This is a genomic window from Azospirillum sp. UFLA03-27, from assembly GCF_059803775.1.
Window position 1 is genome coordinate 1 of the sequence record NZ_JAUQTX010000494.1, and the last position, 1343, is coordinate 1343.

The 1343-nt window shown below is 74.8% G+C and carries 1 protein-coding gene; it reads left to right on the forward strand.

Going from position 1 to position 1343, the window contains the following annotated elements:
• Window positions 1-1323: flagellar hook-length control protein FliK (locus tag Q4I23_RS32670; RefSeq protein WP_498528999.1), on the forward strand; the 1323-nt coding region annotated here is incomplete at its 5' end.
• Window positions 1324-1343: the final 20 nt, after the last annotated feature.

Here is a 1343-nt window from a genome sequence, read left to right on the forward strand (position 1 = left end):
GCGTATAATCGTCGGCAGCGTCAGATGTGTATAAGAGACAGGCCCCGCCCCGCCCGTTCCACGGAGGGAACGGCGGCGCCGTCCTCCGGCACGCCGGGCGAGCCCGAGGCGTCCGGCACGCCCTTCGCCGACCTGCTGGACGATGCGGCGGGGCAAAGCGACGCCGATGCGGACGGTGACCAAGCGGACTCCCCCGCCCCAACCGGCGGCGCGCCGGCCGGCGCCGACGCCGCCCTGGCGGCGCTCCTGCCGCTGTTGACCGCTCCGCCGCCCGCCACGGCGCCCGGCATCGCGGCGACCGGGGACTTGCCGGAGTTCGTGCCTTCGACCGATGGCCTGCCGGTGGTGCCACCCGTCACGACTCCCCCGGCGGAAACCGCCGCGACGCCCCAGCCGCCGGTTCCGTCCCAACCCGGTTCGCCGCCGCCAACCGCGTCGCTGCCCATGGCTCCCACCATCGCGGCGATCCCGAATACCAGACCGGACGCCGGGGCGGACGGGACGCCGCCGCAGGCCACGACCGACTCGGCGGCACCCGCCACCTCGTTCGTTGCCCTGCCGGCTTCCGGAGCCAAACCGGACTCAGCCCCCCTGTTCCAAGCCAAGGACCCCGCGACGCCCGCCAAGGGCGACGCAACGCAAACCCCATCCCCCCAGCTTCAGCAGGCGATGGCCCAGGCGGGCGGCAACGCCGCGTCCAACGGCGGCACCGGCCAGAATCCGGGGCAAGGACAGGGACAAGGCCGCGGCAACCCAACCGGACCGGAAGCCTTGTCGGGCCTGTCCTCCCCGGCGGACCCCGTCGGCGCGGCGCCGCTGCCTTCCGCCCTCGCCCCGCCGGCGGCCCACGCGGCGGCCCACTACGCGGCGCATCCCGGCGAGAGCGCCGCGGCGCGGCTGCCCGCTGCCCAGGTGGCCGGCCAGCTGGTGCGCGTCGTCGAGGCGGGCGGCGGCGAGTTCCACATCGACCTGAAACCGGAGGAGCTTGGCCCCGTCCGCGTCGTCGCCGAGCTGAGCGGCGCCCGCGTCAACCTGCATGTCCAGGCCGAAAGCCCGGAAACGCTGGCCCTGCTGCGCCGGGACATCCATCACTTGGAACGCGCCCTGTCCGACGCCGGGTTCGAGCTGGACGGCGGCACCCTGAACTTCTCGCTGCGCGGCGACGGCGAGCCGCGCGGCTTCGCCTTCTCCGGCCAGGGCGACGGAACGGGGGGGCGCCAGGACGGCCCCGGACGGGCTTTCCGCCTCGCCGATTCCTCCGGCGCCCTGCCGCCCGAACGCGCCGCCCGCCCCATCGACGGCCTGTCTCTTATACACATCTGACGCTGCCGACGATTATACGC